We start from the raw sequence: 26,401 nt of genomic DNA, 5'->3' as shown, positions 1-26,401 counted from the left end.
GCGCGGTCTTGCCGAATTTTTGCAATCGACAAAGTCTACCAATTTTATAGACTGTGGCTCAACGGAGGCGGAAATGGCGTACGCTCACATGACACGTTCCGGTCGCGCGGCATCCACGGATCACGGCTCGGGCAGGCGATCGCGCCGCGCCGGCGCGCTCACCTACATCATCTTCCTGCTCGCGGTCGGGTTCATGGCCGCAGTCGTTTTCGGTGCCCTCGCCTGAGGACGATATGCCTCAGGCCCTGACCTGCAGTTCCAGTGCACTGTCGTCATTCGCCGCGTCCCGCATTTGGGCGAGGCTGCGATTGTCGAGAACCTCGGCGATCGCCTGCCGGACGTCGAGCATCATGTGCCTGACATGGCAGGTCTCTTCATCGCAATCCTCGCAGCGCTCGTAGCGGGATCGGCTGGCACAGGAGATCGGTGCCAGCGGCCCGTCAAGGACACGCACGACGTGGCCGATCTTGATCTCCGTGGCAGGCTTGGCGAGGCGGTAGCCGCCATCCTTGCCCTTGCGGCTCTGCACGAAGCCGGCATTGCGCAATTCGCCGAGGATGGCGTCGAGGAACTTCTTGGGAATGCGATTGGCAGCGGCGATGTCGCCGACGAAGGCCATCTGGCCACCGGGCAGCCGTGACAGATGCACGAGCGCCTTGAGCCCGTATTTGCCTTTTCGCGTCAGCATTCTCTCACACACCCACCCGGCCCGCGCACGCCGTCCGGCAGGGCCCGTTCGTCGACGTCACCACTTCTCTCTGCGACACCAGGATTTCGGCAATATGAAGGTCACACGTTAAGCGAGCGTGTCCGGTCGCCTTCAGCGCTTGCGTTTCCTGCGCCCGTAGAGCTCCAGCCTGTGGTGGACGATCTCGTAGCCGAGTTCCCGCGCGATCTCGTGTTGCAGTTCCTCGATGCGGTCGGACTGGAACTCGATGACGTCGCCTGTCTCGATGTCGATCAGGTGGTCGTGGTGGTCGCCGGCGGCGGGTTCGAACCGCGACGGGCCGCCCTCGAATGCATGACGGTGGATGGCGCCGATGCCTTCGAGCAGCTTCATGGTGCGGTAGACGGTGGACAGCGAAATGCTGGCGTCGATTTCGACCGCACGCCGGAAGATTTCCATCGCGTCAGGATGATCGCCGGCGTCCGACAGGATGCCGAGGATCACGCGCCTTGGCCGCGTGATGCGCACGCCCGCTTCGCGCAGGGCCGCCTCATAATCCGGTTTCGGAATCAGCGTTTCGTTCATGGCGGGACTATGCGCCAGTTGGGAATGGCTTGCAAAGACGGAAGCGTCGCCAGACGAGCCGACCTCTCTTGGAATCTTCAGTTGCAAGTGATTTGCAATTGCATTGACAACGCGCCGCGGGCGCTTTAGATGTCATGCAACGATTGCCGCCTCCCCTCCACACATGGAGCCCCGTATGTTCGTCAGGCCGCTGCTCGCGTCCCTCCTGTTCTGTTTCGCGATCCTGCCCGCCACCGCGCAGGAGGACCGGCTGAAGGTCGTCACCACCTTCACCGTCATCGCCGACATTGCCAGAAACGTTGCCGGCGATGCCGCCGACGTGGAATCCATTACCCGGCCGAATGCCGAGATCCACGAGTACCAGCCGACGCCAGGCGATATTCTGCGCGCACAGGACGCGGATCTGGTGCTGTGGAACGGCCTCAATCTGGAACTGTGGTTCGAACGCTTCTTCAGGAATCTGCGCGACGTGCCGGGCGTCGTCGTCAGCGAGGGCGTCGAGCCGATGGGGATTTCCGAAGGGCCCTATTCCGGCAAACCGAATCCGCATGCCTGGATGTCTCCCTCGGACGTGCTTATCTATGTCGACAACATCCGCGACGCCCTGTCGGAGCACGATCCGGATAATGCGGAGACCTATGCCGCCAATGCCGCCGCCTATGCTCAAGAGATCGAGGCCACCATCGCGCCGATCCGCGAGCGCCTCGCAGCCATTCCCGAAGAGCGCCGGTGGCTGGTGACGAGCGAGGGCGCATTCTCCTATCTCGCCCGGGATTTCGAGCTCGAGGAGCTCTACCTCTGGCCGATCAACGCGGATTCGCAGGGCACGCCCCAGCAGATCCGCAAGGTCATCGACGCGATGCGTGAGCATGACATCCCCGCGATCTTCAGTGAGAGCACCGTCTCGTCGGACCCGGCAGAGCAGGTGGCGCGCGAGACAGGCTCCCGATATGGCGGCGTACTTTACGTCGACTCGCTGTCGGACGAGAACGGGCCCGTGCCGACCTATCTCGACCTGTTGCGGGTGACGACGGAGACGATTGCCGCGGGGTTGTCTGAATGAACCTCGACCCCGGCAGGACGATCGCATCGGAGACGGGCGCGGAGGCTGACGGCCTGCGCGTCGATGGCGTCACCGTCAGCTATCGCAACGGCCACACGGCCCTCAAGAATGCCAGCTTCGCAATCCCGCGCGGCACCATCACCGCGCTCGTCGGCGTCAACGGCTCCGGCAAGTCGACCCTGTTCAAGGCGATCATGGGCTTCGTGCCGCTCGCGGCAGGCTCGGTCTCGATCATGGGAGAGCCGGCAGGGCGCGCGCTCAAGCGCAACGTCGTTGCCTATGTTCCGCAGGCGGAGGAGGTCGACTGGAACTTCCCGATCCTCGTCGAGGACGTGGTGATGATGGGACGCTACGGCCACATGAACTTCCTGCGTATCCCCACGGCGAACGATCGCCGCATGGTCGACGAAGCCATTGAACGCGTCGGCATGTCCGACTTTCGCAAGCGCCAGATCGGCGAACTCTCCGGCGGCCAGAAGAAGCGCGTCTTCCTGGCTCGCGCGCTGGCGCAGGAAGGCCAGGTGATCCTGCTCGACGAGCCGTTCACCGGCGTCGACGTCAACACCGAAGAAGCGATCATCGCGCTGCTCGGCCGGTTGCGCGCGGAGGGCCGGATCATGCTGGTCTCCACGCATAATCTCGGCTCGGTGCCTGAATTCTGCGACCGCGCCATCCTGCTCGACCGCACCGTGCTGGCCTACGGCCCGACGCATGAGATATTCACCCGCGCCAACCTCGAAAAGACGTTCGGCGGCGTGCTGCGGCATTTCGTGCTTGGCGGCACCGACCTGCACGCAGACGAGGATGCGCGGCAGCTCACCGTCATCAGCGACGACGAGCGGCCCTTCGTGCTCTACGGCGACCAACCGCAATCCAGCGTCGCTGGCGCCGGCCCGCAGGGTCGCGACGAGTCATGATCGGACTCCTGCTCGAGCCATTCGGCTATGGTTACATGGTCAACGCCATGTGGGTGTCGGCGCTCGTGGGCGCCGTGTGCGCGTTCCTCTCGGCCTATTTGATGCTCAAGGGCTGGTCGCTGATCGGCGACGCGCTATCCCATGCGATCGTCCCGGGCGTGGCAGGCGCCTACATGCTTGGTCTTCCCTTCGCGGTTGGCGCATTCTTTTCGGGCGGACTCGCGGCGGCGGCGATGCTGTTCATCAGCCGCCAGACCAAACTCAAGGAAGACGCCGTCATCGGCCTCATCTTCACGTCGTTCTTCGGGCTCGGCCTGTTCATGGTGTCGCTGTCGCCGACATCGGTCAACATCCAAACCATCGTTCTCGGCAACATCCTTGCCATCACGCCGGCCGACACGATGCAGCTCGCCATCATCGCCGGCGTGTCGCTGGCGATCTTGACGTTGAAATGGAAGGACCTGATGGTCGTTTTCTTCGACGAGAACCACGCGCGCTCGGTGGGACTGCGGCCGGACCTGCTGCGGGTGCTGTTCTTCACGCTGCTGTCGGCTTCCACGGTTGCCGCGCTGCAGACGGTGGGCGCGTTCCTGGTCATTGCCATGGTGGTGACGCCGGGCGCCACCGCCTATCTCCTGACCGACCGCTTCCCACGCCTGATCCTGTTGAGCGTCGCGATCGGCACGCTGACGAGTTTCGTCGGCGCCTATGCCAGCTTCTTCATCGACGGCGCCACCGGCGGCATCATCGTCGTTTTGCAGACGCTGATCTTTCTCGCCGCCTTCTTCCTTGCGCCCAAGCACGGATTGCTGGCGGCGCGCCGGCAGGCGCGGGCAGCGCTGGAGGATGCCGCATGATCGAACTGCTCGTGCTGCCGTTCCAGCTTCCGTTCATGCAGCAGGCGATGGCGATTGCGCTGCTCGTCGCCCTGCCCATGGGGCTTCTGTCGCCGTTCCTGGTCCTCAAGGGCTGGTCGTTGATGGGCGATGCGATAAGCCATGCCGTGCTGCCTGGCATCGTGCTGGCCTACGTCGTTGGCCTGCCGCTCGCCGTTGGCGCCTTCGCTGCCGGGCTGGTGTGTGCTCTTGCGGTCGGATATTTGAAGGAGAACAGCCGCGTGAAGGAGGACACCGTGATGGGCGTCGTCTTTTCCGGCATGTTCGGTCTCGGCATCGTCATGTTCTCGATGATCGAGAGCGAACTGCACCTCACCCACATCCTGTTCGGCGACATGCTGGGCGTGGTCTGGCGCGATGTCGCCGAAACCGGACTGATCGCACTGCTTTCTCTCGGTTTCGTCGGCCTGCTGCGGCGTGACCTGCTGCTGGCGGCGTTCGACGCCCAGCATGCGCGCGCCATCGGTCTTCCGGTGCGCTTCCTGCATTACGGTCTGCTGGGGATTTTGTCGCTGACGATCGTCGGGGCCCTGAAGGCGGTCGGCATCATCCTCGCCATCGCGATGCTGATCGCACCGGGCGCCATCGCATTCCTGTTGACGCGGCGGTTCGAGGCGATGCTGGCGCTGTCGGTGGCTATTGCCGCCACAAGCGCCGTGATGGGCGTGTATCTCGCCTTCTTCATCGACAGCGCGCCCGCGCCGACGATTGTCGTCTTGATGACGACCTTGTTCATCGGCGCGTTCGCATGGTCGCGGCTGAAGGCGGCTAGAGCGCGTCGCGATCCTTCGGATTCGCTTCCCGCGCTCTAGCGCTTGTTTCTAGCGTGCCTTTATCCCGAACCCGTTCTCACTTTCGGGAGACATGCTTTAGGGCCGTGGCGGGATCGTCAGGCCCTTCTGGGTTGCCGGACGCGCAAGGCAGCGGTCCAGCCATTCGAACGTCTTCGGGAAATCCTTGAAACCGATCACGGCATCGGCGTCGTAGAACTCCCGCAGCGCGCGCACCCAAGGGAATATGGCGATATCGGCGATCGTATAGTCGTCGCCCATGATCCACTGCCGGTCGCTGAGCCGCTTTTCAAGCACGCCCATCAGTCGCTTCGATTCGTTGGCGTATCGTTCCATCGGACGCTTGTCCTCGAAGTCCTTGCCACCGAATTTATAGAAGAAGCCGAGCTGGCCGAACATCGGCCCGATGCCGCCCATCTGGAAGAAGACCCACTGGATCGTCTCGTAACGGAGCGCGGGGTCCGCCGGCATCAGCGTGCCGGTCTTTTCCGCGAGGTAGACGAGGATCGCACCGGACTCGAAGAGCGGCAGCGGCTTGCCGCCGGGGCCGTCCGGGTCGAGGATAGCCGGGATCTTGCCGTTCGGGTTGAGCGACAGGAAGTCGTCGGTCCAGGTCTCGTTTTTCATGATGTTGACGGCGTGGGCCTCGTAAGGAAGCCCGCTCTCTTCGAGCGCGATGGACACCTTGACCCCGTTTGGCGTGGGGAACGAATACAGTTGCAGCTTCTCCGGCTCCTTCGCCGGCCAACGCGCAGCAATGGGAAAGTTGGACAGGTCGGTCATCGGTTGCCTCTTGGGGGTGTGGCCGCGCAGGGCGGCGAGGATGGAACCGGCTTGAGATAGATATCCTCGCCGCCGCCGCAACCCAGGAGCCAGAAAATACCGCCTGCGGCATGGCACGCAGGTTGCTAAGGTGGGTCGGGGAGTAACCGATGAACTGCATGCCAGATGATCTTTCGGGTGCGACGCGCATGCAGCGGGTGGAGGCGCGGGGCGTGCTGACTGCCAAGCGTGTCAGGGAAACCACCAGGCTCGACCGGCTTTTCCAGGAAGGCGCGGCCAAGATAAGGCTGCCGTCGCGGACCGGAGAACCGCTCGAGGCGATCCTGATCAACACCGCCGGCGGCCTCACCGGGGGCGACCGGATCGCATGGCGCATCGAGGCCGGCGAGGGCACGTCTGTGGCGATCACCACGCAAGCCTGCGAAAAGCTCTACCGTTCGTCGGCGGGCCGTGCGGAGGCGAACTGCGAACTGGTCGCGGGCGCGGGCGCGCGCCTTGCCTGGCTGCCGCAGGAGACCATCGCCTACGACCGCTCCGCCTTTGCGCGCCGGCTCGATGTCGAGCTGGCCGAAGATGCGCAGCTCTTGCTTCTGGAGGCGACGGTATTCGGACGCCGTGCGATGGGCGAGACGGTCGGTCACGCGATGTTCCGCGACCGGTGGCGCGTACGCTGCAATGGCCGGCTGGTTCATGCCGAGGATGTCTGCATTGGACCGGACGTCGCCGACCTTCTCTCGCGCACCGCGGTGACGGGCAGCGCAACGGCAATGGCGACCCTGCTTCTGATTGGCGAGGACGTCGGCCGGCATCTCGAGGCGGCCCGTGCGATCATTGGCGAGAGCGGCGGCGTATCGGCGTGGAGCGTCGGGACAACTGGCAAGCTTCTTGCGAGGCTCGTCGCCGAAGACAGCTACGGCCTGCGCGCGCGGCTCATACCGCTTGTCGAGATGCTTAACGGACGGGCAGGCTTGCCTAAAACATGGTCACTTTAGGGATGGATCGAGCATGAACCTGACGCCGCGCGAGAAAGACAAGCTCCTCGTCGCCATGGCGGCCATCGTCGCCCGCAAGCGGCTTGAGCGAGGCGTCAAGCTGAACCACCCGGAGGCCATCGCCCTGATCACCGACTTCGTCGTCGAGGGCGCGCGGGACGGGCGCTCCGTCGCCGATCTGATGGAAGCCGGCGCACATGTGCTGACGCGCGACCAGGTGATGGAAGGGATCGCCGAGATGATCCATGACGTCCAGGTCGAAGCGACGTTTCCGGACGGCACCAAGCTGGTGACCGTCCACGAGCCCATTCGCTGACCATCGCACAGAGGGAACCGACACGATGAAGACCAGAGCCACCTATCTCGCCTTGCTGGCGCTCGCCGCAAGTGCCACACCAGCGCTGGCTCACCTCGATCCGGGCGAGCATGGCTCCTTCGCCGCCGGCTTCAGCCATCCGCTTTTCGGCCTTGACCACGTCCTTGCGATGGTGGCCGTGGGTCTTTGGGCCGCGATGCTTGGCGGCAGGGCGCTGTGGGCGGTGCCGGCGGCCTTCGTCGGCGTAATGGCGCTCGGCTTCGTCCTTTCGGCGCTCGGGCTGCCGCTGCCTTTCGTCGAGCCGACCATCCTGTCGTCGGTGGTGGCAATCGGACTGCTCGTGGCGCTGGCGGTGCCCGTGCCAGTCGGGATCGGAATGGCGATCGTCGGCTTTTTCGCGGTGTTCCATGGCCATGCACATGGCGGCGAGATTGGCGAGGCAGGCGCGCTCGGCTACGCCGCCGGCTTCGCCATCGCCACCGCGGCATTGCACGCTGCGGGCCTGGGGCTGGGCATCGGCTTTGCCAGGCTTTTCAGGAGTGACGCCGGCACGTTGGCGATGCGGCTGGCCGGTTGGCTAACGGCCGTGTCGGGCATCTATCTCATCGTTGCCGGCTAGAGGTGGCGACGATGATCCCGGGAGAAATAATCACCGCCAAGGGCGATATCGAACTCAATGTCGGGGCGCCGACCGTGACGATCAAGGTCGCGAATACCGGTGACCGGCCCATCCAGGTCGGCAGCCACTATCATTTCCATGAAACCAACGGCGCGCTTTCGTTTGACCGCGACAAGGCACGCGGCATGCGCCTCGATATCGCATCGGGAACCGCCGTGCGCTTCGAACCGGGCCAGGAGCGCGATGTCACGCTGGTGCCACTCGGCGGCTCACGCACCGTCTACGGGTTCCGCCAGCAGATCATGGGGAAGCTCTAGTGCAGCAGACGCGAGAGCCGCGCTGTTCAGTTCTCGGGGTCTTGGCCGGCCACGAAGATGGTTGCGTTGTCCGCGTCGTCGAACTCGATCGCGATGATGTCTGTGAGCAGAACGGAGCGCGAATCGACCGCATGGTAGAACAGAGCGCTACCCTGGATTTCGGTTCGAAGTTCCTCGATCTGCGGCTCGTACTCGACGAGCTTTTCGTCGATCGTGGTGGTTTTCTCGTCGAGGTCCGGCAGGAAGACGATCTCGAGACTGTTGAGTGCGAAACGCTTTCGCACCTCTGCGGCATTTTCCGTGGTCCGCTCGATCGCCGCCACGATTCTCGCTTCGTCGGCCGTGACGGCTTCCTCACCCGTGGTGACGTCGGATCCGACAATGGCATCGATTGCACCGTCTGCCTCGAGGCCCTGAGCCATCAACGCCACGTTGGGCGCAGACGCGACGAGGAAAGCGGCTGCGGCGGCGGCGTGGATCCAGCCGGTGCTGATGCGATCGATCGTTGCTGTGATCAAGATTATAGCTCCATTTCCTATGCTGACGCGAGGCGCCGCATCAAAGGCCCGAACGCACGAGAAGCAGGTTTGTTGCGTCTGGATTTCAGGCGGTCGTCGGCGCCAGCGCGAGGTCGAGCTACCAGCAGCATTACGTCGACGCAAGGGCAAGCGCACCGCAAGGCTACGACGTCGCGAGTGCCTGAAGCGCACCGGAACTCTTGAACGGGGAAGACAGATGCCAGCCAGAATCCCGCGATCCTCCTATGCGCAGATGTTCGGTCCGACGGTGGGCGACAAGGTGCGCCTCGCCGACACCGAACTCTTCATCGAGGTCGAGAAGGACTTCACCACCTATGGCGAGGAGGTCAAGTTCGGCGGCGGCAAGGTCATCCGCGACGGCATGGGCCAAAGCCAGGCGAGCCGCGCCGAGGGCGCCGTCGACACGGTCATCACCAACGCGCTGGTGGTCGATTCGACCGGCATTTACAAAGCCGACATCGGCCTCAGGGACGGCCGCATCGCCGGTATCGGCAAGGCCGGCAATCCAGATACGCAACCGGGCGTGACCATCATCGTCGGGCCGGGCACCGAAGTCATCGCCGGCGAAGGCAGGATCCTCACCGCAGGCGGCTTCGACGCCCATATACATTTCATCTGCCCGCAACAGATCGACGAGGCGCTGATGGCGGGGCTGACGACCATGCTGGGCGGCGGTACCGGTCCCGCTCACGGCACACTCGCCACCACCTGTACCCCGGGTCCGTGGCATATCGGGCGCATGATCCAGAGCTTCGATGCTTTCCCGATGAACATCGGCCTTTCGGCAAAGGGCAACGCCTCCCGGCCGGCCGCGCTCGAGGAGATGATCCTCGGCGGCGCGTGCGCGCTGAAGCTGCACGAGGACTGGGGCACGACACCGGCGGCGATCGACAATTGCCTGACGGTCGCCGACAATTACGACGTCCAGGTGATGATCCACACGGACACGCTCAACGAGAGTGGTTTCGTCGAGGATACCGTCGCCGCCTTCAAGGGGCGCACCATCCACGCGTTCCACACCGAGGGGGCGGGCGGCGGCCATGCACCGGACATCATCAAGGTCTGCGGGCTTCCCAACGTCATTCCGTCGTCCACCAATCCGACGCGGCCCTACACGGTCAACACAATCGCCGAGCATCTCGACATGCTCATGGTGTGCCACCATCTGTCGCCGTCGATCCCCGAGGACATTGCCTTCGCCGAGAGCCGCATCCGCAAGGAAACGATCGCGGCGGAGGACATCCTGCACGACATCGGCGCGTTCTCGATCATCTCTTCCGACAGTCAGGCGATGGGCCGTATCGGCGAGGTGATCATCCGCACCTGGCAGACCGCCGACAAGATGAAGCGCCAGCGCGGTAGCCTTCCCGACGAGACGGGCGACAACGACAACTTCCGCGTTCGCCGATATATCGCGAAATACACCATCAATCCCGCCATCGCACACGGCATTTCCAAGCAGATCGGGTCGATCGAGGTGGGCAAGCGCGCCGACCTCGTCCTGTGGAGCCCGGCATTCTTCGGCGTCAAGCCCGATATGGTGCTGATTGGCGGCATGATCGCGGCCGCTCCCATGGGCGATCCAAACGCATCCATTCCGACGCCACAACCCGTGCACATGCGGCCGATGTTCGGCGCCTTCGGCAAGGCGATCACCAACACGTCCGTCACCTTCGTCAGTCAGGCGGCACTGGACTTCGACCTGAAGAACCGGCTCGGCGTGGAAAAGGCCATGGTTGCGGTGGAAAACACCCGCGGCGGCATCGGCAAGCACTCGATGGTGCTCAACGATGCGACTCCCCATGTCGAAGTCGATCCCGAAACTTACGAGGTCCGCGCCGACGGCGAATTGCTGACATGCGAACCCGCTACGGTACTGCCCATGGCGCAACGCTATTTTCTGTTCTAGCTTGCCGCCGATCGAAACCAGCCGGGGGGCGCTCTCTTCATGATCTACGTCGTTGCAACCCTTACCATCAAGCCTGGCGCGCTCGAGGCGCTTTGGGCTCCCGCTGCCGCGTGCATCGTGGAGACCCGCAAGGAGAAAGGGTGCATTTCCTACGAACTCTTCGCCAGCCTCGACAATCCCGAAAAGGTGATCTTCGTCGAGAAATGGGAGACCCGCGAAGACCTGACCGCCCACTCCAAGCAGCCGCACCTCGAGACGTGGCGAGAGGCGAGCGCGCCCTACCTGGTCGAGCGTCGAATCGAGATTGTCCATCCCGAGCGAATCGAGCAGTTCTAGGCTCGAACACGCAAAGGGAGGAAAGACAGACATGTACCAGGCCATCGGATCACCCGGTTCCCGCCTCATCCGCGTCACCTGGATGCTGGAAGAGCTCGGCCAGCCCTACCAGATCGTCAAGACCAAGCAGCACACGGACGAGATGCGCCGCTACAATCCTTCCGGCAAGGCCCCGGCGCTGGTCGATGGCGAGGTGGTGGTCACCGACTCCGCCGCCATCTGCGCCTATCTGGCCGACAAGCATCCCGAAAAGCGCATGGGCGCCGAGACGCTGGCCGAGCGCGCCCACCTCAATGCCTGGCTATTCTTCGCCCAGTCGGAGCTCGAGGCGCCGCTGTGGAACAAGCTCAAGCACCGCATGCTGCTTTCGGAGGAGGAGCGCGTCGATGTCGGTCCGTGGACAACGGCTGAATTCACGCGCGAGATCCGGTCTCTGGACGCGCGGCTGGGCGACCATCAATTCGCCATGGGCGACCGGTTTACTGCCGCAGACGTCATTCTTGGCCATTGTGGCCAATGGGCACGCGGCGCCCGCTTCGAGATCAACTCGGACCGCGTCAACGCCTATTTCGACAGGGTGCTGGGCCGGCCGGCACTCGCGCGAGCGCGGGCAAGAGAGGAAGCGGTCGCTTGAAGCTCAATATCCAGCAGGATTTCACCAGTTTTCCGCGCGCCGGCTCATTCCTGCGTGCCTCCGAGGCTCAGGCCGGACCGAAGCCGTTCGACATGGCAACGCTGGCACATGACGAACGGCACCTGCGCCGGCGCGTACTCGTGCTGTCGGGCGGCGAGAAGGTTCTGGTCGACCTGCCTGAACCGGTGGCGCTCGAAGATGGCGACGTGCTCGTGCTCGATGACGGCCGTCGCGCCGGCATCGCGGCGGCGGCGGAAGAGGTCTACGAGATCACGGCCCGCGACCAGCTTCATCTCGCGGAACTCTGCTGGCACATCGGCAACCGCCATCTCGCCGCGCAGATCGAGACTGGCCGCATTCTGATACTGCGCGACCACGTCATCAAGGCGATGCTCGAAGGGCTGGGCGCGACCGTGCGCGACATCACCGCGCCGTTCGTGCCGGTGCGCGGCGCCTATTCTGGTCAAGGCTACTCGCATGGTCATCACCATCATGACGACCAGCTTCACCACGACCACTGAACACGCTGGCGAGGCGGCCCTGCTCCGTCTCATGGCCTGGCTTTCGCCGGCCTTCCCGGTGGGCTCGTTCAGCTACAGCCACGGGTTGGAACGTGCCGTTCATGATGGGCAGGTGCAAGACGCAGCCAGCCTGGCCGACTGGATAGACGCGCTGCTGATCTGCGGCTCGGCGTGGAACGATGCGGTCGTGCTGGCCGAGAGCTGGCGCAAGGCGGGGTCGGGTACTACGCCGCACGACGAGGCGGAACTGGCGCAGGCGATGGCCGGCAGTCTCCAGCGCCACCGCGAATCCACCTTGCAAGGAAACGCCTTCCTCAAGGCCGCGGCAAGCTGGGGTGGCGGCATTCGCGACGAATTGCCCGAGGACTGCCCCTATTGCGTGGCGGTAGGCGCCCTTGCAGGCTATCACGGCATCGATCTTGAGACCACGCTGGCGGCCTTCCTGCAGGCCTTCGCGACAAACCAGCTACAGGCGGCCATAAGGCTCTCAGTGATCGGTCAGGGCGACGCTGTTGCGACCCTCGCTCGTCTTGAACGTCCGATCATCGAGACTGCGGCGCGGGCGGCCGCATCGACGCTCGACGATCTCGGCTCTGCCACGATCCTGGCCGAAATCGCCGCCATGAAACACGAGACCCTGTATTCGAGGCTGTTCAGATCATGACATCTCCCAACGGACCACTGCGCATCGGCATCGGCGGACCAGTCGGCTCCGGCAAGACGACGCTGACCGAGAAGCTGTGCAAGGCGCTGAGCAGCGACTTTTCCATCGCCGTCATCACCAACGACATCTACACCAAGGAAGACGCGATGATGCTGGCGCGCCTCCAGGCGCTGCCCGAAGAACGCATCATGGGCGTCGAGACAGGAGGCTGCCCGCATACCGCGATACGCGAAGACGCGTCGATCAACCTCCAGGCGATCGCGACGATGCGGGAGAAATTTCCCGACCTCGACATCGTCTTCATCGAGTCTGGCGGCGACAATCTCGCCGCCACGTTTTCTCCAGACCTCGCAGACCTGACGCTTTACGTGATCTCGGTCTGCCAGGGCGAGGAGATACCGCGCAAGGGCGGCCCCGGCATCACCCGGTCAGACTTCCTCGTCATCAACAAGTCCGATCTCGCGCCCTATGTGAACGTCAATCTCGACGTCATGCAAAGCGACGCGAACCGCATGCGGCAAGGCCGGGCTTTCGGCTTCACCGACCTGTCGCGCGGCAAGGGCCTCGACGAGGTCGTCAGCTACATCCTCGAGCATGGCGGACTGACGCAACCAAAGCCGGTTGCGGCGAGCGCCTGACCGGGCCATGCTCGACACACCCCCATTCAGCCAGAGGCATCGCAGATGAGCGTCACCCAGTTTTCCAAACGAAGCCGTTCGAACATGCCGCATGAGGAGGAGAGGGCCGACCTTGCGGCCGCCTTCCGCTGGACAGCGCGGCTCAACATGCACGAGGCCGTCGCCAACCACTTCTCGCTGGCGGTCAATGACCAGGGCACGCAGCTTCTCATCAATCCCAACCAGCGGCATTTCTCCCGCATCAAGGCGAGCGACCTGCTGCTGGTCGACGCCGACGATCCGTCCACCATGGATCGCCCGGATGCGCCCGATCCGACCGCATGGGGCCTGCATGGCGCGATCCATCGCAATTGCCCGCATGCTCGCTGCGTCATGCATGTCCACTCGGTTCACGCCACGGTTCTCGCCTCCTTGGCCGATTCACGGCTGCCGGCGATCGACCAGAACTCGGCGATGTTCTTCAACCGCGTTGTGGTAGACGAGCACTATGGCGGTCTCGCCTTCGAGGAAGAGGGCGAGCGCTGCTCGGCTCTCTTGTCCGATCCGAAGGCCAAGGTCATGGTGATGGGCAATCACGGCGTGCTGGTGATTGGCGACACCGTCGGCGATACGTTCGACCGGCTCTATTATTTCGAGCGCGCCTGCGAGACCTACATCAAGGCGCTTTGGACCGGCCAACCGCTGCGGGGGCTGCCGGACGAGGTGGCCGAGACGGTGGCCCGTCAGATGGACGAGTACCCCGTCGACAACGCCTCGCGCCACCTCCAGGAACTCAAGGCGATCCTGGATGAAGAAGGCTCGAACTACCGAAACTGACCGGTCCGGATACCTTATCCATTCTTGATGATGGTATCCGGCTGGCGCAGCCGCGCCAGAATCCGCTGGGCGTTCGGCAAGTCGTTGGAAAATGTCCTGTGCCGCGCGTCCTCCAGGGACAGCCCATGGTCGAGCCAGCGCTGGAGCAGGCGCCGCTCGAGCTCGGCCATCGGCACGTCGAGCCACACCGAATGGTCGATCAGCGGCGACAGGCCGTACCAGGGGCTCTCGTCGAACAGCAGATAGTTCCCTTCGACGACGATGAACCGCGCGTCGGCCGGCACGACCCGGCCTCCGGCCCGCGCAAAATCGGACTTACGCTCGAAGATCGGTATTGCGACGTCCGAGTCCGCCTGCTTCAAGCGCGTAAGAAGATGCCGAAATCCCTCGAAATCGAAGCTCTCCGGAGCGCCTTTCCGGGCAAGCATGCCGCGCTCCGAAAGAACGGCATTGTCATAATGGAAACCGTCCATCGGGACCAGTGCGGCTGACCCCTCGGGCAGCAGCGGCAGGAGCGCCTCGGCGAAAGCTGATTTGCCGGCACCGGGTGCGCCCGCCACCGCCACGATGATGCGGCGTGCGCCGGCAGCCTTGCGGAAAAGTGTGGCCGCCAGATGCGCGATATCGCTCATGCCTTCCTCCTGTCAGCCGAGCCAGCGCGAATAGTCCGAAACCAGGAGATGGGTCGGTTCGACGTCTTCTTCAACGGCGGAGAAGCGGCTGACAGGTTCTGCGAAGACATTGTCGGTCTCGTCGTCGTTGACGGTCGAAACCTCGCCAATGAGAACGTCCTTGTCCTCACCCCAGAACGCGTGCCAGACGCCCGGCAGAAGCGTGACGCTTTCGCCCGGCACAAGCCGCAGCACACCGCCGGCCTCGAGTTCGCGCATTACGCCGTCGCAAGGCACATGAACCCGAGCGCGATCATCGATGGAGCCGTCCGGCGCCGGCATGAAGAGCTTCAGCGCCAGCGTGCCGCCGCCACGGTTGATGATGTCCTCCGCCTTGACGTCGTGGCGATGCATCGGCGCGATCTGGTCGCGCCGCGAGATCATGATTTTTTCGGCGTAGAGCATTCCGCGCCCGGTCTTCAGGTCCGCGGCGTTGCCGTTGCGCGTCGTGAACAGGAACAGGCCCGTCCGGGAGAAGTCGCCCTTGCCATAGTCGGTCACGTCCCAACCGAGCCGGGCGTCGATGATGCCGGCAAGGTCCGCCTTCCGCGCCTTGAACTGTTGCGGCGTGATATAGGCGAAAGGCGGGAGCACATGGCCGAACGAGCGGATGAAATCATCGGCGTGGGCGATGAGGGCGTTGATCTGCGAACGTCTCATGCGGTGCCTCCCGGCGCGGACCTGTCAGCTCCCCAGGCTCGCTTGCGGAAGATAGGCCTCGATCAGCTCTTCCATGTGCTGGTTGCGGGTCTTGGCGCTCTCGCCGCCCATCACGACGGCCACGATCCTGCGACCGCCGCGCCCGACGGAGGTGGCGAGATTGAAGCCCGAGGCGCGAATGTAGCCGGTCTTCAGGCCGTCGACGCCCGCAACGCGGCCGAGCAGGTCGTTATGGCCGCGTATGACCTTCCCGGCATAGGAGAACTGCCGGTTGCTGAAATAGTGGTAGTGATGGGGAAAGCGTTTGTGCAGCGCGACCGACAGCACGGCCATGTCTCGCGCCGTGGTCCGCTGGCCCTCGTCCGGCAGGCCGGACGCGTTTCGGAAGGTCGTCGAGACCATTCCGAGTTCACGCGCCTTGGCGGTCATCATCGCGGCAAAACGTTCTTCCGAGCCGCCGAGATATTCGCCCACGGCCGCCGCCACGTCGTTGGCGGAACGCACGCACAGGGCGAGGATCGCGGTCTGGGCGTCGATCGATTGGCCTTTTCTGAAGCCGATCTTCGACGGCGGCTTGCTCGCGGCGTAGGCAGAAACGGGAATGGCGGTATCCATGCCGAGACGCCCTGCGTCGATCGCTTCGAACAGCATGTAAAGCGTCATCATCTTGGTCAGGGACGCCGGGTAGCGCGGATCGCGCGAATTGCGGTCGTACAGGACGCGCCCAGTGTGGGCATCAATGACGATCGCTGCATATTTTTCAGATGGTAGCGGGGCGACGACCGACTGCATCGCGGACTGAGTCGTGCAGCCCGATGCGAGGGCGAACATGAATGCGAGTGCGACGGCGCGAAGAAGCTGCGGGACGATCCGCGAGATGACGAACAATTTTCCACCCTGATTCGGCGATGTGTACAGCCTGAGGTTGGAATGATGCCCCAGTGCCGGGCCTGCCGCAATCCCGGTCCCCGAGGTTATCGGCTACCCCTCAGGCCGAAAGCCTGTGCTGACCCGAATTCTCGGCTATCAGCCTGGCATCCTGAAGCGGCACCGGACGGCCGAGCAGGAAGCCCTGTCCCTTGGTGATGCCCAGCATGCCGAGCGTCGAGAGTTCGGCCTCGCTCTCGATGCCTTCCGCAACGATGGTCGAGCCCATCTCATGGGCAAAATGGATGAGGGCCGAGGCGAGAGCCCGCCGGGCCGGATCGGCATCGACGCTGCGGGTCAGCGCCATGTCGAGCTTGATGATGTCGGGATTGAGCTGGACGATGTGCTGCAGGCTTGAGAATCCCGCGCCAGCGTCGTCGACCGCGAGCCGCACCCCAGAGTCACGCAACGGCCGAAGCGCCGCGCCGAGCTGCTCGTAGTCGGCCACGGGTGCGTGTTCGGTGACCTCCAGCACGATCCGCTCGCGCGGCGCATCGCCAAACGCGTCGACGAGCTTGCCGCTGACGATCGTCTCCGGCGAGGCATTGAACGAGACATACGTCGAAGCGGGCAGGACCTTCAGCCCCACGAGCGCCGCTTGAAGCACAGCCAGTTCAAGCTCGATGCCGAGCCCGGCCTCGACTGCCTCGGCAAACCACTTGTCCGGCGAGCGGTAAGGTTCGCCGGCAAACCGGCAAAGCGCCTCGAACCCTACCGGTCCGCCGAGCCTGATATCGCAGATCGGCTGGTAGACGGGCGTAAAGGCCTGCTCGACGATGACCTGCTGTATGCGCCGGCGTCTGGACTGAGCATCCCATTCCGCGTCTCGATCCCGGGAAACCTGATGCGCCGCCAGATCGGCAAACATCCGCATCACCTGCAGGTCGCGATCGTTGAGCGACGGGTTCGGCCTGGCGCTCAGGCAGCAGAACATGCCGTATAGCGAGCCGTCGGACATCCGTATCGGGATGCTTACGTGCGAACCGATCGGCACCGCCTTTGTTATGGGCAGTGACTGGGCGAGCGGTTCGTTCGCGGTGTCGGGAATGAGTTCGGGCAGGCGGCCTTCGACGATGTGGCGGCAATAGACGTCATCAAGCGAGCGCGCGTCGCCGGGCTTGACGAGTGTCTCGAGCCCCGGCGCGTCGACGACCCTGAAAATGGAGTCGTTTCCGACAAATTCCGAAAGATAGGCGACATCCATGCCCAGATGAGTGCGTACCGCGTTCAAGGCGCGCTGGATCGTCAACGTGCCGCCTTCTACTTCCGCTACCGAGGTCAGTATCGGCGCCTTGCCACCTGTGTCCACAACCATCTCCTGACGGGTTCAGGAAGCTGGATAGCAGAAAGTCCGTCTCGGAAACGTTAAGGGCGGATCGTCACCGACGATCGACGCGTCCGGCGCAGCGTCTTGCCGCCGCGCCGTGATCGCCGTTTCAGGCCTGCGGCTGCTTGGTCTTGCGCAGATAGGGCAGGATCGTCTCGTAGGAGCCAAAGCGCTTGGTGGCGTCTTCGTTGGACACCGCCGCGGTGATGATCACGTCGTCGCCCTGCTTCCAGTTCGCCGGCGTTGCGACCTGATGCTTGGCGGTGAGCTGGATCGAGTCGATCGCGCGCAGGATTTCATCGAAGTTGCGACCGGTCGTCATCGGGTAGGTGAGCACGAGCTTGATCTTCTTGTCCGGCCCGATGACGTAGACGGAGCGGACAGTGGCGTTGTCGGCGGGCGTGCGGCCTTCCGAGGACTCGCCGGCGCCAGCGGGCAGCATGTCGTAGAGCTTCGCGACCTTGAGATCCTTGTCGCCGATCAGCGGATATTCGACATTGAAGCCGGTCGCGGTCTTGATGTCGTCCTTCCAGCGCGCGTGGTCCGAGACCGGGTCGACCGAAATGCCGATCAGCTTGGCGCCACGCTTGGCGAATTCGTCGGCGAGGCCCGCCATGGTGCCGAGCTCGGTGGTGCAGACGGGCGTGAAGTTTTTCGGGTGCGAGACGAACACGCCCCAGCTATCGCCCAGCCATTCGTGGAAATTGATCGTTCCCTGGGTGGTTTCGGCGGTGAAATCAGGTGCGGTGTCGTTGATACGAAGGCCCATGGTGCTACTCCCTTGTAGGAAAGGTCATTGGACAGAATATAGGACGCCGGGGCTGAAGAGCCTGGGTATGGCGGAATAATTTTCTAACGGATAAGCGGAATGGAATTCTCCGATCGCGCCGATGGGAGGCAACGCATTCCAGCGTGTCCGAACCATCATGCGCCCGCCTGGTCGAGCAGCGTCAGATCCTCCGGGGCGAGCTTGAGCCGCGCCCCGCGAACCAGCCCCTGCATCTGTTCCAGCGATGTCGCCGAGGCGATGGGTGCGGCAACGCCGGGCTGTGCGTTGAGCCACGCCAGCGCGATCTCGGAATGGGCCGCCCCGGTGCGCTCGGAAACGGTATCGAGGGCGGCGAGCACCCGCATTCCCTTGTCGTCCATGAACCGCTCGACGCTCTTGCCGCGAGGGCTCTTGTCGAGATCCGCCTTGGAACGGTATTTGCCGGTCAGGAACCCGGCGGCTAGCGCGTAATAGGTGATCACGCTCAGTCCCTCGCGCAGGACGAGATCCTGAACCGGTCCCTCGAATTTGTTGCGGGTGTAAAGATTGTATTCGTTCTGCAGCGTCTCGTAGCGCGGCAGGCCCTTTTCCTTGGAGAGAGCCAGCGCTTCCGACAGCAGCGTCTCGTCATAGTTCGAAGCCCCGATGAACCGCACCTTGCCGGCCTGGATCAGCCGATCATAGGCACCCAGCGTTTCTTCCTGAGATACGGTGGGGTCGGGCCAGTGGCTCTGGTAGAGGTCGATATAGTCGGTCTGGAGCCGCGTCAGCGACGCCTCGACCGCCTGCTCGATCCATTTGGCGGAGAGATCGCGCTTGCCCTGGCCCATGTCGGATCCGACCTTGGTGAAGACATGCACCTTGTCGCGATTGCCGCGCGCCTTGAGCCAGCGCCCGATGATCTTCTCGCTCTCACTGTCGTTGCCAGGCACCCAGCGCGAATAGGCGTCAGCGGTGTCGATTGCGGTGAACCCTTCGGCAACGAACGCATCGAGCAGTGCGAACGATGTTTGTTCATCCGCCGTCCAGCCGATCACATTGGTGCCGAACACCAGCGGCTCGATTTCAATGTCGGTTCGTCCGAGACGGCGAGGGCTCATTTTTTCGCTCCATGGCTGCACATTGCCTGCGCCCCTATATGCAGCGCGCTCCAGAAGCATTCAATGCGCGGGCGTCCCGGCGATTGGTCCAGACGCGCAAGATCGCTTCACGTCGGCCCCGAGCTCAGCCGTCGCGGCGCTTCGCTTTCGCCTTCTTCGCACCGCCGGGCTTGGGTCCGCCCGTCTTGGCCGCCCCGCCTTTGGGGCCCTTCTTGGTCCATGGCCGGTGGTCTGCAGACTGGTCCGCAGACGCCTCCTTCTTCGGATAGCCCGACTTTGCGGGCCTCGGCCCGTCAAAGCGCTTGTCGCCGAAAGACTTCTTGTAAGGCTTGGAAGCGGGCGGCTTGCCGCCGCCGCGACCGAGATCCGGCGTGCCGTCGAGCCTGGCGACCATGATGCCGTTCTGCAGCTCGCGCTCGGGGCCGACGGCCTTCATGAAGCTGTCGGCGACATGGGCGGCGATCTGCACATAGGTCTCCTCCGGCTGCATCTTGATCGCGCCGATCTCCGCCTTGGTGATCTTGCCAACGCGGCACAGCATCGGGATCAGCCAGCGCGGCTCGGCATTCTGCCGGCGACCGGCCGAGATCGAGAACCAGACGCTCTCGCCGAACTCCTCGCGCGGCCCGGCGGGCGCGTCGCGGTCGCTTCTGCGATCGGTTGGCGCCGAGAATGCCTGCAATTCGATCAGGTCTTCCGGAGCCGACTTGCCGGCGCGCGACATCCGCACGAAGGCGACAGCAACCCGGTCGGCGCCATGGCGTTCGAGCAGTGCCGCCACGAGGCTGCTTTCCGCTTCGTCGGCCGGCTGCTCGAAGACGGGATCGGCCAGCAGGCGCTCGTCGTCGCGCGCGACGATCTCGTCGGCGGATGGCGGCCGCGCCCATTCGGCGGTAATGGACGCGTTCTGCAGCAGCCGGTCGGCGCGGCGGCGTCCGCTTGTCGGCACGATCAGCACGCTGACGCCCTTGCGTCCGGCGCGGCCCGTGCGGCCGCTCCTGTGCAGCAGCGTCTCTGGGTTGGTCGGCAGGTCGGCATGAACCACGAGGTCGAGATTGGGCAGGTCGATGCCGCGCGCGGCGACATCGGTGGCGATGCACACCTTGGCGCGGCCGTCGCGCATCGCCTGCAGCGCATGGGTTCGCTCGTTCTGGCTCAGTTCGCCCGACATGGCGACGACGGCGAAGCCGCGATTGTTGAAGCGCGCGGTTAGGTGGTTCACCGCCGCGCGCGTCGAGCAGAACACCAGCGCGTTCTTCGCGTCGTAATAGCGCAGGACGTTGATGATGGCGTTTTCGCGGTCGCTGGGCGCAACCGTCAGGGCGCGATACTCGATGTCGAGATGCTGCTTCGCCTCGGCAGCGGTACTTATGCGCACCGCGTTGCGCTGGTAGCTCTTCGCCAGCTTGGCGATCGCCGGTGGCACGGTGGCCGAAAACATGAGCGTTCGCCGCTGCGCGGGCGCGGCATCGAGAATGAATTCGAGATCTTCGCGAAAGCCGAGGTCGAGCATTTCGTCGGCTTCGTCCAGCACCACCGCACGCAGTTCCGACATGTCGAGACCGCCGCGCGTGATGTGATCGCGCAGGCGGCCGGGCGTTCCGACGACGATGTGCGCGCCGCGCTCCAGGACTCGGCGTTCGCTGCGCATGTCCATGCCGCCGACGCATGAGGCGATGGTCGCGCCGGTTGGCGCGTAGAGCCACTCGAGCTCGCGCTTGACCTGCATCGCCAGTTCGCGTGTCGGCGCGATGGCGAGCGCCAGTGGCAACCGTGCCTGGTCGAACCTCTCCGCCTCGCCGAGCAATGTCGGGGCCATCGCCAGCCCGAATGCCACCGTCTTGCCCGAACCGGTCTGCGCCGATACGAGCACGTCGGCATCGCCGAGCGAGGGGTCGATGACGGACTGCTGCACCGGGGTGAGGGTTTCGTAGCCACGGGCCTCGAGCGCGCTTGCCAGCGCGGGAACGATCCCTTCAAACTTGGTCATATCGATATCTTTCGGAATTCTGGCTGCCCGGCCCTGCCGCGACACGCCGCCGCCGCCCCGGCATCCGGGACGGTGTGTTTTTCATGGTTCTATGGAGTGAAGACGCGATTGTACAGGGTCGGCAGCGCTGGCGCCTGAACGGTCAGGCGGCGTCGCGCACCTGATAGTCCTTGATTGCCGCGAAACGGATATCCTTCCAGCGATCGGCCTCGTAGTTGAGTCCGAACTCATGCGGCGCGAGGAAGACAGGGTCGTCGTCGAGGTCGCGGGCGATGTCGCCGCGATGGGCCTCGATGAAACGTTCCAGTTCCTGCCTGGCGGCCGCCGAGATCCAGCGGCAGACAGAGAACCGAGCCACCTCGAAATCGACCGGCAGCCCGTATTCAACGTTCAGGCGTTCCTTGAGCACGTCCAGTTGCAGCGCGCCGACGACACCGACGATCGCCGGCGATCCGTCTTCGGGCGTAAAAAGCTGCACGACGCCTTCCTCGGCCATCTGCTGCAGCGCTTCCTTCAGCTTCTTCGCTTTCATCGGGTCGCCGAGCCGCACGCGCCGCAGGATCTCCGGCGCAAAGTTCGGGACCCCACGGAACAGGATGTCCTCGCCTTCGGTGAGCGTGTCGCCGATGCGCAAGGTGCCGTGGTTGGGGATCCCGACGACGTCCCCGGCATAGGCTTCGTCGGCGGTGATGCGCGAACGGGCAAAGAAGAACTGAGGCGCCGACAGGCTCATCGGCTTGCCGGTGCGCACCAGCTTGGCCTTCATGCCGCGTTCCAGCGTACCCGAGCAGACGCGCACGAAGGCGATGCGATCGCGGTGGTTGGGGTCCATGTTGGCCTGGATCTTGAAGACGAAGGAGGTCATCTTCTCTTCGGTCGCTTCCACGCGGCGGGTGTCGGCCTCCTGCGCGCGGGGCGGCGGTGCCCACTCCCCGAGCGCTTCGATCAGGTCGCGCACGCCGTAGTTGCGCAGGGCCGATCCGAAGAAGACGGGCGTCAGGTGGCCTTCGCGGAAGGCGTCGAAGTCGAACGGTCGACACGCCTCGCGCGCCAGTTCCAGTCCCTCGATGAAAGCCTCGCGCTCGTTTTCCGGCAGCAGGCCCGCGACGCGGTTCGAATCCGGCCCGTTGACCTTGGTGCGCTCGGTCTCGTCATCGCCGCGCCGCACCGCATTCTCTGCCAGGTGGTAGGTGCCGGAAAAGCTCTTGCCCTGCCCGATCGGCCAAGTGATCGGAGCGGTGTCGAGCGCCAGCTTCTGCTCGATCTCGTCGAGGATCTCGTAGGTGTCGCGCGCTTCGCGATCCATCTTGTTGACGAAGGTGACGATCGGGATGTCGCGCAGCCGGCAGACCTCGAACAGCTTCAGCGTCCGCGGCTCGATGCCCTTCGCGGCGTCGATGACCATGACAGCGCTGTCGACCGCCGAAAGCGTGCGATAGGTGTCGTCGGCGAAGTCCTCGTGGCCCGGCGTGTCGAGAAGGTTGAAGACGTTGTCGCCATATTCGAAGGTCATCACCGAGGTGACGACCGATATGCCGCGCTCGCGCTCGATCTTCATCCAGTCCGAGCGGGTCTGGATCTTGTCCTTCTTCGCCTTGACCTCGCCGGCAAGCTGGATCGCGCCGCCGAAGAGCAGCAGCTTTTCGGTCAGCGTCGTCTTGCCCGCGTCGGGGTGGGCGATGATTGCGAATGTGCGGCGGCGGGCTACCGCGCTGCGGATCGTCTCGGCCATTAAATGAAGTCCTTCGGAATGGCCGGCTTATAGCCAGACGGCGACGACATGTCGAACGGGAATTCTCGCCCCCGGTTGCCTGGCCTCAGATCGCCAGTTCGAAGCCGCCGCGCGCGACGATCTCGCCATTGAGCATCAGGTCGACTTCGTGGAAACCGGCATTGTGCGTCCGCGTGGTGAAGTCGCGGATGGTCTGCGAGATCGACAGCACCTGCTCGCCGCCGGGCTCCAGCGTGAACGTCTTCAACTTGAAGACCTTTCGCGACGCCGATCCGTTCTTCTTGACGTAGTGGATGGCATAGTCGGCGACGATCTTCTGCGCGCTTTCGCCGGATGAAGCGATGCGCGCCGACACCGACACCCGGTCGCCCAGTGCAAGCGTCGGTGGCGACACGGCAAACGCCTCGACCTTCGCCTCCGCCTTTCCCGTCACGCCCAACAGCGCCAGCGCCTTCGCGTCGCCCTTCTTGATCAGCGTGCGCAATGCATGGCCGACGATCCACTGCGTATGGGGATCGTCGAGCGGCCAGCAACCCAGCCTGTCGACCAGCCATTCCGGGTGGTCCTTGCTGAAATCGTTGAGGTGGTTGGCGACGGACTTGCGCACGTAGAGGCTCGGATCGGCCTTCAGCGTGTCGAGAATAGGCATCGTCAGCGCGGGATCGGCGACGATCTCGCGAAGCTGGAAAGACCATGGCAGGCGTGGCCGCGCGCCTTCGCTGGACAGTCGCCGCACATGTTCGTTTTCGTCCTCCGCCCATCGCCGCATCACGGCGAGCGTGCAGTGCAGGTCCCGCTTGAGAAAGTGCCGGATTGCGAATTCGCCGGAGCCGTAACGCGTGAAAAGGCGCAGCGCCTCCATGGAGCGGTCGAAATCGTCGCCGCCACGCAGCACAACGAATTCGCACAGCGTGATCGCAGCGAAGCCATGCCCGATCCGCGGCGCCAGTTCCGCGAGGACGCCAAGCGCATTCTCATAGTCCTGCGGCAAGGTAAGCGCGAACGCTTCGGCCGTCCGGCGCATGCGCTGCATGATGCCGAGGCCGTCGAGGTCTTGCGTCGCATGCGCGTAGAACCGCTCCGCATCGAACGTGCTGGAAATCGCACGCGTCTGGTCGACGAAATGGCGCAACCGGTTCCGGTCGAAGATTTCCTTCAGCGCGGCGGGGTTTGGTTGGTCGGTCACGGCGGGTATCCGGATACGGTATGGAACACGCCGTATACTACGGCGCGGTGGCGCCCAAAACTGTCAGGAGTGTCGGGTCATCCACAGCGTCCGTCGCGTCAACCGAACACCGACCAGCCCATCCGCTCGGAAAGCTGCTCCAGCGCCAGCGTGCCCAGCAGCGAGTTGCCGTTCTCGTCCAGCGTCGGCGACCACACGGCGATCGACGCAACGTCCGGCGCGATGGCCAGGATGCCTCCGCCGACACCGCTCTTTGCCGGCAGCCCAACGCGGAAGGCGAAATCGCCCGACCCGTCATATTGGCCGCAAGTCAGCATCATGGCATTGATGCGTCGCGCCAGAAGGTCGCCGGGTTCCTGGTCGGTCTTGCCGGCGCCATTCATAAGATAGCGTCCGGCCAGGGCAAGCTGGCGACATGACAGGGCCACGGCGCACTGACTGACATATGGCTTCATCACCGCTTCGACGTCGTGGTTGAGGTTGTCGAACGACTTGCACAGATTTGCCATGGCGCGGTTGGTGAAGCCGGCCGATGATTCCTTGTCGTAGACCGCGCGGTCGACCGACACCTCCTCGCCGATCTCGGCGGCCAGCAGGTCGCGGACGGTTCGCGGCGTTTCGGCGTTCTTGGCGATGTCCAGCAGCATGTCGACGATCACGATTGCGCCCGGATTGATGAACGGGTTGCGCGGAATGCCCTTGTGGCGCTCCAGGTCGACGACGGAATTGAAAGGGTCGCCGGATGGCTCGCGTCCGACGCGCTTCCAGACATCGTCGCCGAAGGCACGCAGCGCCAGGGTCAGGGCGAAGACCTTGGAAATGCTCTGGATCGGGAACGGCTCTTCCGCCTCGCCGCCAGTGACCATCGTCCCATCGACGGTCGTCACCGCGATGCCGAAACGGTCGGTCTCGATCTCGGCAAGGGCGTCTATGTGATGCGCTGCCCTGCCGAACCCTTCGATGATGCCGATGCGTTCGACGAGTTCGGCAACGACCTCCTCGAGCTTCTTCTTGTCGACTTTGCCGATCTGCCTGGCCATCCCGCCCTCCGGTTGTGTGCGGAACGGAACGCGTCAGCCCCCGATTCGATCCGCCGCGCGACTTTGCTAAACCGCCACCGCGTGAAGCATTGACCGTGCCGGCTCGAAGTGCCGGACGCTCAGGCTGCTTTCCGTCATCGTCACCATGCTGCCGGGCGGCACCGCCTGCCACTCGGGGCCGTCCCTGTCGAAAGGTTCGGAGACCAGGCAGCGTCCGGCGCGATCCCGGAATGAACCGGCATAGAGTGTCGGCGCGCTGGCAGAGGTGGAATAGCGGACCGCGTAGAGCCGTTCTCCATCCGCAAACGCCGCGGTGAGCTTGACCGCCGGTTCCACGCCTGCCTGTTCCGCCGCCTCGATCACTCGGCCAACGGCACGGGAGGCCGCACGATGCGGGTCGAATGCGAGGCCCTCGGCCAGCATCAGCAGGAAGATCAGTTCCGAATCGGTCGAGCCCTGGAGCTGGTTGTAGAGCTCGTCGGGCAGGCTCTGTTCGAGCGGCCTGCGGATGCGCTCGAAATCGCCGATCTGGCCATTGTGCATGAACGACCAGCGGCCTGATACGAAGGGATGGCAGTTATCGCGGCTGGTGGCACCGCCCGTCGACGCCCTGACATGGGCCAGGAACAGGCCGGAGCGGATTTGCTGGCAGAGGCTGCGCAGGTTGCAGTCCGACCAGGCCGGCAGCACGTCGCGGTAGCGCCCGGGCTGCGGCCTCTCGCCGTACCATGCCATGCCGAAACCGTCGCCGTTTGTTGCAGTCTTGGCTTCTAGCGCGTGATGGCTCTGCGCAATCAGCGAGTGGCATGGCGCGGCCACGATATCCTCGAGGAACACCGGCTCGCCGATATAGGCTGCCCACCTGCACATGCTTTTTCCCCTCACCACCGTGCGCAGCGCACATGATTCGAGTGTTCATTCGAAATCGGCAAGAAAGTATGAACGCCGTGACAGGAGGGCGATAAACACGAAATTTTCGGTGCAGGTTTCATCCCG

At 64.1% G+C, this 26,401-nt stretch carries 31 protein-coding genes; 16 read left to right on the top strand and 15 right to left on the bottom strand.

Annotated features, from left to right (window positions below; genetic code table 11):
• The first annotated feature begins 73 nt into the window (after positions 1–73).
• On the top strand, positions 74–226 hold the full coding sequence (locus AAFN84_RS11990) for a hypothetical protein (protein ID WP_347514781.1): 153 nt from the start codon (positions 74–76) through the stop codon (positions 224–226).
• Positions 227–238: 12 nt separating this feature from the next.
• On the opposite strand, the gene AAFN84_RS11985 is transcribed toward AAFN84_RS11990, so the two are convergent.
• Together AAFN84_RS11985 and AAFN84_RS11980 are read right to left on the bottom strand one after the other, a co-directional pair.
• Complete coding sequence (locus AAFN84_RS11985; RefSeq protein ID WP_347514780.1) at positions 239–688, bottom strand: Rrf2 family transcriptional regulator; 450 nt, start codon at positions 686–688, stop codon at positions 239–241.
• 132 nt (positions 689–820) lie between these two features.
• Positions 821–1,252, bottom strand: coding sequence for a Fur family transcriptional regulator (locus AAFN84_RS11980; RefSeq protein WP_347514779.1), 432 nt, complete (start codon positions 1,250–1,252; stop codon positions 821–823).
• A 175-nt stretch (positions 1,253–1,427) separates the two neighbouring features.
• On the opposite strand from AAFN84_RS11980, the gene AAFN84_RS11975 reads away from it, so the two are divergent.
• Genes AAFN84_RS11975 through AAFN84_RS11960 form a run of 4 tightly spaced genes read left to right on the top strand, consistent with a single transcriptional unit; the run spans position 1,428 to position 4,940 of the window.
• Positions 1,428–2,315 carry a metal ABC transporter substrate-binding protein gene (locus AAFN84_RS11975; RefSeq protein WP_347514778.1) on the top strand — a complete coding sequence of 296 codons (888 nt, stop codon included), beginning with the start codon at positions 1,428–1,430 and terminating at the stop codon, positions 2,313–2,315.
• The gene (locus tag AAFN84_RS11970) at positions 2,312–3,232 is read left to right on the top strand and encodes a manganese/iron ABC transporter ATP-binding protein (protein ID WP_347514777.1); all 921 of its coding nucleotides are present in this window, start codon (positions 2,312–2,314) and stop codon (positions 3,230–3,232) included. Before AAFN84_RS11975 ends, AAFN84_RS11970 begins: the two co-directional genes overlap by 4 nt.
• Positions 3,229–4,089: a metal ABC transporter permease gene (locus tag AAFN84_RS11965; RefSeq protein WP_347514776.1), complete on the top strand. Its 861-nt coding sequence runs from the start codon at positions 3,229–3,231 to the stop codon at positions 4,087–4,089. The genes AAFN84_RS11970 and AAFN84_RS11965 overlap by 4 nt, the downstream gene beginning before the upstream one ends.
• Positions 4,086–4,940 (top strand): metal ABC transporter permease, encoded by an 855-nt coding sequence (locus AAFN84_RS11960; RefSeq protein WP_347514775.1) that lies wholly within the window; start codon positions 4,086–4,088, stop codon positions 4,938–4,940. Before AAFN84_RS11965 ends, AAFN84_RS11960 begins: the two co-directional genes overlap by 4 nt.
• Before the next feature lie 57 nt (positions 4,941–4,997).
• Here the strand turns inward: AAFN84_RS11960 and AAFN84_RS11955 are convergent, their stop codons facing one another.
• Positions 4,998–5,702 carry a glutathione binding-like protein gene (locus AAFN84_RS11955; RefSeq protein WP_347514774.1) on the bottom strand — a complete coding sequence of 235 codons (705 nt, stop codon included), beginning with the start codon at positions 5,700–5,702 and terminating at the stop codon, positions 4,998–5,000.
• 188 nt (positions 5,703–5,890) lie between these two features.
• Between AAFN84_RS11955 and AAFN84_RS11950 the strand changes: the two genes are divergently transcribed.
• The 4 genes from AAFN84_RS11950 to AAFN84_RS11935 are packed head-to-tail and all read left to right on the top strand — an operon-like array spanning position 5,891 to position 7,946.
• Positions 5,891–6,694 carry an urease accessory protein UreD gene (locus AAFN84_RS11950; RefSeq protein ID WP_347515120.1) on the top strand — a complete coding sequence of 268 codons (804 nt, stop codon included), beginning with the start codon at positions 5,891–5,893 and terminating at the stop codon, positions 6,692–6,694.
• 13 nt (positions 6,695–6,707) lie between these two features.
• On the top strand, positions 6,708–7,010 hold the full coding sequence (locus tag AAFN84_RS11945) for an urease subunit gamma (RefSeq protein WP_347514773.1): 303 nt from the start codon (positions 6,708–6,710) through the stop codon (positions 7,008–7,010).
• 25 nt (positions 7,011–7,035) lie between these two features.
• Complete coding sequence (locus AAFN84_RS11940; RefSeq protein WP_347514772.1) at positions 7,036–7,629, top strand: HupE/UreJ family protein; 594 nt, start codon at positions 7,036–7,038, stop codon at positions 7,627–7,629.
• Positions 7,630–7,640: 11 nt separating this feature from the next.
• Positions 7,641–7,946, top strand: a complete 306-nt coding sequence (locus tag AAFN84_RS11935; protein ID WP_347514771.1) for an urease subunit beta — start codon at positions 7,641–7,643, stop codon at positions 7,944–7,946.
• Between the two features lie 26 nt (positions 7,947–7,972).
• Here AAFN84_RS11935 and AAFN84_RS11930 read toward each other — a convergent pair whose 3' ends face one another.
• On the bottom strand, positions 7,973–8,464 hold the full coding sequence (locus AAFN84_RS11930) for a hypothetical protein (protein WP_347514770.1): 492 nt from the start codon (positions 8,462–8,464) through the stop codon (positions 7,973–7,975).
• A 217-nt stretch (positions 8,465–8,681) separates the two neighbouring features.
• Between AAFN84_RS11930 and ureC the strand changes: the two genes are divergently transcribed.
• The 7 genes from ureC to AAFN84_RS11895 are packed head-to-tail and all read left to right on the top strand — an operon-like array spanning position 8,682 to position 14,003.
• Complete coding sequence (ureC, locus tag AAFN84_RS11925; RefSeq protein ID WP_347514769.1) at positions 8,682–10,394, top strand: urease subunit alpha; 1,713 nt, start codon at positions 8,682–8,684, stop codon at positions 10,392–10,394.
• Positions 10,395–10,433: 39 nt separating this feature from the next.
• Complete coding sequence (locus tag AAFN84_RS11920; RefSeq protein WP_347514768.1) at positions 10,434–10,730, top strand: putative quinol monooxygenase; 297 nt, start codon at positions 10,434–10,436, stop codon at positions 10,728–10,730.
• 31 nt (positions 10,731–10,761) lie between these two features.
• Positions 10,762–11,364, top strand: a complete 603-nt coding sequence (locus tag AAFN84_RS11915; protein WP_347514767.1) for a glutathione S-transferase family protein — start codon at positions 10,762–10,764, stop codon at positions 11,362–11,364.
• Positions 11,361–11,885, top strand: a complete 525-nt coding sequence (gene ureE, locus AAFN84_RS11910) for an urease accessory protein UreE (protein WP_347514766.1) — start codon at positions 11,361–11,363, stop codon at positions 11,883–11,885. The genes AAFN84_RS11915 and ureE overlap by 4 nt, the downstream gene beginning before the upstream one ends.
• A complete protein-coding gene (locus AAFN84_RS11905; protein ID WP_347514765.1) occupies positions 11,842–12,549 on the top strand; it encodes an urease accessory protein UreF in 708 nt (235 codons plus the stop codon). The genes ureE and AAFN84_RS11905 overlap by 44 nt, the downstream gene beginning before the upstream one ends.
• Positions 12,546–13,187, top strand: a complete 642-nt coding sequence (gene ureG / locus AAFN84_RS11900; protein ID WP_347514764.1) for an urease accessory protein UreG — start codon at positions 12,546–12,548, stop codon at positions 13,185–13,187. Before AAFN84_RS11905 ends, ureG begins: the two co-directional genes overlap by 4 nt.
• A gap of 45 nt (positions 13,188–13,232) precedes the next feature.
• Positions 13,233–14,003: a class II aldolase and adducin N-terminal domain-containing protein gene (locus tag AAFN84_RS11895; protein ID WP_347514763.1), complete on the top strand. Its 771-nt coding sequence runs from the start codon at positions 13,233–13,235 to the stop codon at positions 14,001–14,003.
• A 14-nt stretch (positions 14,004–14,017) separates the two neighbouring features.
• On the opposite strand, the gene AAFN84_RS11890 is transcribed toward AAFN84_RS11895, so the two are convergent.
• From AAFN84_RS11890 to AAFN84_RS11840, 11 genes are all read right to left on the bottom strand, one after another.
• A complete protein-coding gene (locus AAFN84_RS11890) occupies positions 14,018–14,635 on the bottom strand; it encodes a nucleoside/nucleotide kinase family protein (RefSeq protein ID WP_347514762.1) in 618 nt (205 codons plus the stop codon).
• A 12-nt stretch (positions 14,636–14,647) separates the two neighbouring features.
• Entirely contained in the window at positions 14,648–15,334 is a 687-nt protein-coding gene (locus AAFN84_RS11885; RefSeq protein ID WP_347514761.1) for a D-lyxose/D-mannose family sugar isomerase, read from the bottom strand.
• 24 nt (positions 15,335–15,358) lie between these two features.
• A complete protein-coding gene (locus AAFN84_RS11880) occupies positions 15,359–16,165 on the bottom strand; it encodes a D-alanyl-D-alanine carboxypeptidase family protein (RefSeq protein WP_347515119.1) in 807 nt (268 codons plus the stop codon).
• A 157-nt stretch (positions 16,166–16,322) separates the two neighbouring features.
• Positions 16,323–17,570: an EAL domain-containing protein gene (locus tag AAFN84_RS11875; RefSeq protein WP_347514760.1), complete on the bottom strand. Its 1,248-nt coding sequence runs from the start codon at positions 17,568–17,570 to the stop codon at positions 16,323–16,325.
• 127 nt (positions 17,571–17,697) lie between these two features.
• On the bottom strand, positions 17,698–18,357 hold the full coding sequence (locus AAFN84_RS11870; protein ID WP_347514759.1) for a peroxiredoxin: 660 nt from the start codon (positions 18,355–18,357) through the stop codon (positions 17,698–17,700).
• A gap of 155 nt (positions 18,358–18,512) precedes the next feature.
• Complete coding sequence (locus AAFN84_RS11865) at positions 18,513–19,457, bottom strand: aldo/keto reductase (RefSeq protein ID WP_347514758.1); 945 nt, start codon at positions 19,455–19,457, stop codon at positions 18,513–18,515.
• Between the two features lie 124 nt (positions 19,458–19,581).
• Positions 19,582–21,447: a DEAD/DEAH box helicase gene (locus tag AAFN84_RS11860; protein ID WP_347514757.1), complete on the bottom strand. Its 1,866-nt coding sequence runs from the start codon at positions 21,445–21,447 to the stop codon at positions 19,582–19,584.
• 142 nt (positions 21,448–21,589) lie between these two features.
• Positions 21,590–23,179 (bottom strand): peptide chain release factor 3, encoded by a 1,590-nt coding sequence (locus AAFN84_RS11855; protein ID WP_347514756.1) that lies wholly within the window; start codon positions 23,177–23,179, stop codon positions 21,590–21,592.
• A gap of 85 nt (positions 23,180–23,264) precedes the next feature.
• Complete coding sequence (locus tag AAFN84_RS11850; protein ID WP_347514755.1) at positions 23,265–24,365, bottom strand: DNA alkylation repair protein; 1,101 nt, start codon at positions 24,363–24,365, stop codon at positions 23,265–23,267.
• 98 nt (positions 24,366–24,463) lie between these two features.
• The gene (locus tag AAFN84_RS11845) at positions 24,464–25,405 is read right to left on the bottom strand and encodes a glutaminase (protein WP_347514754.1); all 942 of its coding nucleotides are present in this window, start codon (positions 25,403–25,405) and stop codon (positions 24,464–24,466) included.
• Between the two features lie 66 nt (positions 25,406–25,471).
• A complete protein-coding gene (locus AAFN84_RS11840) occupies positions 25,472–26,275 on the bottom strand; it encodes a class II glutamine amidotransferase (protein ID WP_347514753.1) in 804 nt (267 codons plus the stop codon).
• Between the last annotated feature and the right edge of the window lie 126 nt (positions 26,276–26,401).

Origin of the sequence: Mesorhizobium sp. CAU 1741 (assembly GCF_039839275.1) — a bacterium.
Taxonomy (GTDB): domain Bacteria; phylum Pseudomonadota; class Alphaproteobacteria; order Rhizobiales; family Rhizobiaceae; genus Aerobium.
Note: the sequence above shows the minus strand (reverse complement) of the source record. Positions and strands in the feature narration are given on the sequence as shown.